At 53.7% G+C, this 8,199-nt stretch carries 5 protein-coding genes and 1 pseudogene; 4 read left to right on the top strand and 2 right to left on the bottom strand.

Going from position 1 to position 8,199, the window contains the following annotated elements:
- Positions 1–256: 256 nt before the first annotated feature.
- Positions 257–1,153 (top strand): hypothetical protein, encoded by an 897-nt coding sequence (locus E2L06_RS20985; protein ID WP_138783042.1) that lies wholly within the window; start codon positions 257–259, stop codon positions 1,151–1,153.
- Positions 1,150–2,991, top strand: coding sequence for an MBL fold metallo-hydrolase (locus E2L06_RS20990; RefSeq protein WP_138783043.1), 1,842 nt, complete (start codon positions 1,150–1,152; stop codon positions 2,989–2,991). The genes E2L06_RS20985 and E2L06_RS20990 overlap by 4 nt, the downstream gene beginning before the upstream one ends.
- Positions 2,992–3,318: 327 nt before the next feature.
- Here E2L06_RS20990 and E2L06_RS20995 read toward each other — a convergent pair whose 3' ends face one another.
- Together E2L06_RS20995 and E2L06_RS21000 are read right to left on the bottom strand one after the other, a co-directional pair.
- Positions 3,319–4,449 (bottom strand): ISH3 family transposase, encoded by a 1,131-nt coding sequence (locus E2L06_RS20995; protein ID WP_138783226.1) that lies wholly within the window; start codon positions 4,447–4,449, stop codon positions 3,319–3,321.
- A 574-nt stretch (positions 4,450–5,023) separates the two neighbouring features.
- On the bottom strand, positions 5,024–6,757 hold the full coding sequence (locus E2L06_RS21000) for a transposase (RefSeq protein WP_138783044.1): 1,734 nt from the start codon (positions 6,755–6,757) through the stop codon (positions 5,024–5,026).
- Between the two features lie 297 nt (positions 6,758–7,054).
- Here E2L06_RS21000 and E2L06_RS21005 point away from each other — a divergent pair, with 297 nt between their 5' ends.
- Both E2L06_RS21005 and E2L06_RS23095 read left to right on the top strand, forming a co-directional pair.
- Positions 7,055–7,603, top strand: coding sequence for a hypothetical protein (locus E2L06_RS21005; protein WP_138783045.1), 549 nt, complete (start codon positions 7,055–7,057; stop codon positions 7,601–7,603).
- A 479-nt stretch (positions 7,604–8,082) separates the two neighbouring features.
- Positions 8,083–8,199 (top strand): annotated as a pseudogene (locus E2L06_RS23095) (hypothetical protein); the annotation flags it as partial.

Consider the following 8,199-nt stretch of genomic DNA (forward strand, 5'->3'; position numbering starts at 1 on the left):
TCACCACTGGAGATTGGGCTAAGCAACTCATCGACTCAGAAAACTACCTTAAGTTCTTAACGAACACTTTTATTTATTGGAACTAATGCCACATGAGCAGTTATTAATGCCTTCTGTTAAAACTATCATATTCCCCACATTCGAAAAACTTATTGTAAATATACAAACACCTATGTGGTGTGTCCAGCAGCAGTTCATAAGTGTGCAGTGCTAACGATTCCAGCTCTTATGCGCTCTGTGGACACAAAAATCAGCTATGAGTGGATCAGAAACCAGTAAAACAGAATCTGAGGCAGAGCGCCAAGATGCAGTCGTGTTTGATGAATCAGACCCTCTTGGTGCGGTCGAATGTCTCCCACCGACCGTCTTTCCGGTCACGGTGTCGCTCGAGCTTGGACGGACCACCAGTAGTGATAAAACTCACACACAACTTTCGACACCGAATTATCCGGTTGATGTCCGAGTCCCGCAAGGTCCGTACATTCCGGAGTCGACCGTTCATTTCGACAATCCGGCTGAACGTCCCCCTCGTAATACCGAACCATGGTCTCCGGCTGAGTTTGAGAATGCCCTCGCAGATCTTCTTTCGTCATTAGATGAGGAAGACCACGTCGACACGGACCGACTCTACTTGACAGGACTGACCGTTGCCGAACTTCCGCCCCGGTTCGTCACTCAGGACGAGACCACTGGCCAATCCGTAGCGTCTCCCGACCTCTATACTAATGAGGGTGAGATGACGCTTGGCACATTTTCACGGGACGGTACACTCTCTGCTGCCCGGGTCCGCGAAGATCTCGACACGGCCATGCCTGGACAAAGTCACTCTCCACCACAACTGGTGCAAATAACGGAAGTAACTGCCAAACCCTCCCGGTCAAGTCGGCAGACACAGGGCAGTGCCGGGAGACGACGCTACTATACTGAAAGCGAAGCCGAACGAGCTGGGAAAGTAGATGCTGTCCCCGGCGTGTGGAAGATGGACAGTATCGCATCCTACGGAGAATCGTACCGATCGTTGAACGGTGTGCTATCATCAATCGACCGATTCTTCCCGGCATTGTCAGAGGAAGATGTGCTCCAGTCTTTATCATTCCGGGGCCAACGCGAAACTCGTGAACGGTTCTATGCTGAGGAAGTGATCCAGCGATGACCGACGACACCAATAACCAAGTTGCGTATAAAACGACGACTGCTACCGAATATGCGGAAGACGATGTCCCTCTCGAGGTGGAGCCTGGAGAAGGCACTCCGTTCGTTGTGATACCGCGCGGTGGCGTCCAAGAAGTGGGTCGGAGCTGCTATCAGCTTGAAACCAGGTTTGGGACCTACCTTGTCGATGCCGGTCTCAATCAGGGTGACGGTGGTCAGTTCCCAGACTTCCGTGGAATCGATGAAGGTCAGATCGATGCCGTGTTTCTAACTCACGCCCATATCGATCATGTTGGTGCGCTTCCGGTGATCGAGAGCCGACAGCTCCTCTCGCCGCGAGCGCCGATTATCACTACTCGGCCGACCGAAGCTCTCGCCAGCACCCTCCTCAAAGACTCGCTGAAAATCCACAAAGAGAAGGCCAAAGATCCGGGACGGGAACAGCTCTATACAGATGCCGACGTCAGAAAGGTCCTCGATCGCTTTGAGCCCCGTGGATATATTCGTGGCGACATTCAAGACTATGTCCCTAATCTCTCGGATCAGGAGACTTTGACGTTTGAGTTCGGGAATGCAGGCCACCTGCTGGGAAGTGCTTGGATCGCATTCGAGACGATGGGATCTCGGATCGTATTCTCTGGAGATCTTGGTGGCCGATCAAACCATCTTCCGGACATTGAGGAGCCGCCAAAGGCAGACAGCCTCTTCCTGGAATCAACGTACGGCAGTACAGAGAACCACGACTCTGCAGACGACACTAGAACCGAGATTTACAGCGATGCGATTACTGCGGTCCGGAATCAAGAACCAGTTTTAATTCCCTGCTTCGGCGTCGGTCGCTCACAAGAACTCCTCTACATCTTCAAGAACCGACTTCATCAGCTCGACAATGATACTCGGAGTCGGATCCAATTGATTTACGATGGGATGGCTGTCAGCGCAACAAACACCTACAACCAGCATGCACACGGCGAATTCGCGTCTGAATCCATTCGAAACCTTCGAGTCAATAATGGCGAGGACCAACCCTTCCTCCCAGATCAGGCAGAAGCAGGCTACCATATTGACCGGCAAGAGGCTCTCGACAACGAGCGCATCCCTATTATTATCGCTCCTTCTGGGATGCTATCAGGCGGCTGGGCCCCCTCCTATCTTGTTGAGTTTGCAGAACGCTATGATCATGCCAATATCTTCCTCTGCGGGTTCCAGGCTGAAGGAACTCCGGGCCGACAACTTGAGGAGGCGATTACCGCCGACACTGAAACCATCGAGATAACTCTCCCTGCACTCAGGCTCGGGGAAGGCGTGCCTGACGCTGACGACGGCACTACTGTTGAAATCCCGTCCACATGGATCTCACGGTACAGCGGCCTCTCGGCCCACGGAGCACGAGATACGCTTCGATGGTTCGCGCGGCTAGTGTCTCCCGAAGAGATTACCCTGGTTCATGGCGAACCGGATCAGCAACGCGCCCTTGCCGCTAATCTCGCTGATAAAGTTGAAACCGTCACTGGAATTCGGATCGGTGGTATGATGGATGCGACTCCGGTCCGTCCGCGGACTGACAACAAGACGGACTCCGCGCTTACTGACCGGCCAGCAACGAAACTTCTAGATGAGGCCGAACACGAGTTGACTTTTGATGAAACAGCAACTGCCGCTGATATTGATCACTCTGATCTAGTTGATCGGATGGATGCTCTCGAGATGGCGCTTCGCACAATTGATGCCGAACTCGGTGTTGCCCGCCATGACGACACCCTCTCTGAAGCAGAAATCCGATCCATCGTCCGTGACGAAGTAAAATCACTCCTCACTGAAGAAGGGATTCTTGATTAACAGTCGGGAATAGTCCAAATTCTCGTCCGCTCAAAGATGTGATGATAGCGTACGACGATTGGAAACGAAAGCGACCATGTACCATTGTTAACGCACGTTGGCAGTCGAATTTATGTTTGAGCCGCACTAGCTTAGTGTAGGTAGTTCCCGATTCTGTTTTCGATCTCCTGGGTCCACACCATGATTTGGAGGATGAGTCGATGGTGTGAACAGTTGGGTGAGGGTGAAGCAGACGCTCACGCGCGTGAGCGTCTTTTCGGCTGCTCTGTTGGCGCATTTAGTCGAGAGCTGTTGCTCGGGAAAGGCGGGCCAGCGGCCTGACTTCGGTCAGGCCGTGGCCAAGGCGTAGCCCGGCGGTAGACCAACTCCGTTAGTCTCCCACGTGTACTGCCATCCAAGCTCGGTGCTCAGATGGTCTCTGATCCAGCCGCACACCAGTTCGAACGTGAATTCGGTTGGAAGGTCGCGCCCGCCCCGTCGTGGGCGGGCGACGACCGTCCAGCGCACGACCAGCCAGAGATTCCGCAACAGAAAGCCCACAGCGACGAGTACAAACCGAATCAGCGGGTCTGGTGTAGTGGTGGTTGCTCTCGCTTCGCGGTAGGTTCGGTAGCTGGTTTCGATGGCTGAGCGTTTGCGATAGAGGGTTTCGACCTGTTTGGGCGTGCGATCGGTCAGATCGCACGCCACATATCCACGGACGACTTCGCCGTTCTCGCCGCGGTCGCCGTTGTGGTAGGAGACACAGACCGCGTGCGGGAACTGAAGCTCTCGGTCTTTGCCCTTGTACATCGCATATTCGGTCCAGTAGGAGGCGTGTGTGTCGAGTTGATGGAGAAGCCGTTTTCCCTTTTTGATGACCGGGAGAACCACCGGAGCAGTGGCCCGAGCACGTCGAATGACGCGCTCTTGGTAGTAGCCGCGGTCCGCGAGAATGGCGTCGACCTCGAAGGGTAACTGTTCGACGCGATCGAGGACGCGGCCGACGGCGTCGGCTGCGTCCTCATCGCTCACGACGGGCGTTATCGCGAGTGTGAGCGGTTTCTTCGTATCGAGGACGAACGCGGTACAGTAGCGGTGACAGTCGGTGGTTCCGTCGCGAGGCTTCATCGAACAGACCTCGCGTGGATGGGTGAGATACGATCCGTGATAGGGATTATCGACGAAATCGATGATGACGATCCTCGACCGATCAGGGTCGAGGATCGTCGTAGCATGCTCGGCGAGGAGGTCGTTGACGACATCTTCGAGAGCGTCAGCATCGATAGTGCGGAGCCAATCCATGACCGTTTCGTCGTCGTCAGGCGTCTCGTCAGTGTTTTCGACGACGTGGTGAACAGAGGTGGTGTCGGTGGCAGCTCGTTCGACGGTTTTCCAAATCACGTCGGCGTCGAGGGGCGAGCCCTCGACGCCTTCCATCGGTAACTCCGAGAGATGGTCAAGCGCAAAGGTTTCCATGTCAGCCGCCGAAATCTGCTCGTCTGGGTCAGTGAGTTGGTTGAACACACCTCAACGACCCAGACACATTCTGAAATGAGCACCGGTTGAATTTACAGTAAGAATTACGGTACACACAGTCGGGAACTACCTAGTGTAGCTTCAACAGTGAACGTCTAACATATCTTCTCTGAGCGCGTCTCTTACTGAATGTTGGTACTTCCCTGCGTGAGACGTGCTGAGGCGAACAGATTGAGGATCTGTTCGTCCTCGTAGACTCTGTTGTCGGCTCTAATTGGAGGCGAACTTGACGACTTTGCTCTCGTACTCGCGCGTGCGCGCAAGACACAAATTATTACTCCGTTTGTAGAATTTGAGATCCCGAAGTTGTGGTTCCACACATTCTTGGCGCGCTTATAAGCCTACAAACGAGACTCTCTGATTTCCGAATGAGTAGGCCAAACCAGGGTGCGAAAACCGGATGAAGTCGATTCAGCGACCAGACACGAGTCTACTGGTCAACGAAGGTCGACAAAATGAGCGAAAATCTACAGAGCAGCCGCTACTGAATCCTCAAACCGGAGTGAGAAAAGCGTTACCCGAACTTACGCAGGAAGTCGCCTAACGCTCGCACGAACGTCTTCGCCGTAATTACTGGTGGCGACCTGATCGGCTCGTCGAGCGCGACCTTGATCAAATAGTCCGTCAGCCGCCACAGGTTGTAGATCAGCGTCGACAGCGCGAAGTTACAGAGTCGAAGCCGATAGTCCGTCGACGACGTCTTTGGCATGAAGCTCTTGATCGACTTGTACTGGTTCTCGATGTCCCAGCGCCGACTATACCCGTTCACGACACTCCGAATCTCCGCAGGCTCCACGCGATCCTGGTTCGTCACGAACACCGCGTACTTCCCCTCGGCATCGTCGCTCGTACTCGGCGCATAGAGGAACTCCGCTTCGTGATGGACCTCGCCGTCGATTCCCAATGGTACGTCGTGTTTGACTGCTGCATCCGCCGTCGGATGCTCCTGAATATCCTGAATCGCCGCTAAGTCGTCCTCGTACGTCGGTACTGGTGAAAGGTACGTTAGTCCGCGCTCGTGAACGTCTGCGTACACCTGATTCACGTAGAACCCTCGGTCGAACATCACCGTGTCCAGGTCGACGAACCGCTCGGCACTATCCAGCAGTCGACTCACAAGGTCGGCTTTCGAGTACGATGGCGAGTCGTCGGGTTCCCACGCAGAGTCCTCTTTGACCGGCTCGATACCGAGAACAATCGGTGCGTGGTCTCCGACTAAGGTGATCGTCGCGTACTTGTAACCGTGTTTGTACTCTTTGCCCTCCTTGTACCCACTCACCATCTTCGGGTAGTCCGGCTTCGCGATACCCGCTTCCTTATCCTCCCACGGCCAGACGTGAAACTGCTCGGTCGTGATGTCGATGGCTGCAACGTTCTCACGCGACTCAAAGGGGTCCTGACCGCGAATCGAGTTGATGATGTTGTCTGTCGCGGCGTCGAACGCCGTCATAATCGCGTCTCGAATCCGGTCGATCTCCGGCATCGAGTCGCCGTCCGCGAAGTCCTCGAACGTGAGCTGACTGTTCGACTCGTCGGGCGTCGCAATCTTCTTGATCGCTCGCAGGAACGTCGAGTCGTCGCAGATGAGTTCGTCGTCGGTGAGCCAGCCGTACTCCGATTCCGCGTGAGCACTCCCCTTGTTCGCACAGATGCGCGCGAACATGTCCAGAATTACCTCGTCGGAGTAGGTCTTGTGGGCTGCTCGGTGAGTGTCGAACTCGGGAAGAACGTGTTTTCGAGCGAGCGTCAGCGTCTTCTGGGCTTTCTCCTTCTTGTACTCGCTCTCGCTCTTCGAAGTCGAATTCTCAGGTTCCGTCGGAATGGTTGGAACAAGGCCTTCCGTGAGTACGCTGTGATCAAGTGCGGCCTGTCGAACGCCAGCGACAGTTCTGTTCAGAACCTCTTGTGTGTTCTCACTGAACTGCGCGTGCGTATACGAGAGCTGTTGCTGGGTCGGCGTATTCGAGAGATCGGTGATATCGAGGTGGAAACTCTTGACCAAGCTCGGCTCCCGCCCGAGTCGTTGGGCTAATTCGTTCTGTGAGATACCCCGAATCCCTTTGAACAGGAGCGTGCGGAACATCTCATCGGTTCCAAACGTCACGCGGTTCTGATCGCGAGCATCCTCGAGGTTGTCGACGGAGATCGATAGCTGACGAATCACGTCCCAGAGGTGGTCTTCACGCTCACAGAGCGTCTCCGCGTGGACAATGATTGAGTCAGCAACAGCCGACGGGTCAGTCAGCATTGAACCACCTCGGGGGTGAACTGATCTGCTTCTGAGGTGTGCTCGACCAAATACTGATGTGATTCTGTGTAGAGACATCCGCTATCCAAGAACAGAGATCAGTATAGAATAGAGTGGAAATAGAGTAGAGCATTTTGCGATGGTTGTGTGCTCTGAGCTTATTGTGGGAGATACATCAAGGGGCATGCGCGCTATACTTGGAGAATTAGTTGTGGCCATAATTCGGTATGAGTCAAGAATCAGTATGAGTCAAACTCGGGTTGGGTTTATACTGATGTGTGAGAAGAAGGAGGTACGATGGGCTTGGACGAACTCGAGACATTTCTTCGGAAGAAGGGAGCGGCAGAACTCGTTACGGAGATCGGGACGGGAACAGCGACATTCAACGCGCTCGTCGACTCGGTTGCGGTAAGTGGATCGACGGTGTCTTCACGACTCTCGGAGGGTGTTGAACGCGAAGTGTTTACTGTCAGCCATAGGCCGACCGAGCATGGAACAGAGAAGCGATATGCACTCACGATTCTTGGGCGTCGGATCTACGATTGGGCAGCGCAGACGGAATTCGAACGGAAGGTCAGGGAGCTCCGGCGAGTTCAGCACGAACGTGAGACGGCATTCGAGCGGATGGTTGGGAAGCTCAACCGAGATATGGAGATCCGCAAGATGGTCACCGATTCGGAACCCGTAGAGGGGCAGGAGATTGACCTTCCTGAAGGGGCGTCATTGATACCGAAGATGGCGTCAGAAGAGAAGCTTCGTAAAGCCAAACGCGAACGTATGGAAGCGAATCTCAAGCCACTCGAAGAACTCGAGGACGCCGATGAACCAGGAGAAAACAGCGGATGAGACAAACTATCTATAGTGGATCCGTTACTTCTTGTGAAATTCCCAGCCCAAATGGAATTTTCCGGCTGACAGTTCAGGGGAGGAAGCACACTAAACGTACTCCCCCATCGTCTCCTATCTCATGATCCACGAGATGGTCTATATTTTAGGTAGCGCTCATGTGTAGCACATTGTTGATGGACTGCAGTCTTGCGATTTGTCGTCGACGGAGGCAAATCGAAACTCCGCGTTAGGGACGCTCAGAAAGTCAACTACTACCTTCGCACTGGCGACCGAGACTGTATCAACAATCTCCTACAGAAGAGCGTTTACAGAATATATGATCTCCAATTATTCAATATTTGAGCGATTTACCGATTGGTGGAAATTCTTTCGCCACATAATGTAATGTTATCGTGTATTAATCATTGATTGTGTCGAAGCAACATGACACAGAAAAATTCCAAATCTGACGAAGAAAGCTTGCATCGTTTACCCGCCGCAACGCACTGAAAGCCATCGGTGCTGCAACCTTGGTAGGGATTGGTGGAACGGCACCCGTTTCTGCTGCTCCCAAAGAGAAGACTCGAGTCATTCGACTTGAGGGAAGTTACAAC

It is taken from the genome of Haloterrigena sp. H1 (assembly GCF_005938085.1).
GTDB lineage: Archaea > Halobacteriota > Halobacteria > Halobacteriales > Natrialbaceae > Natrinema.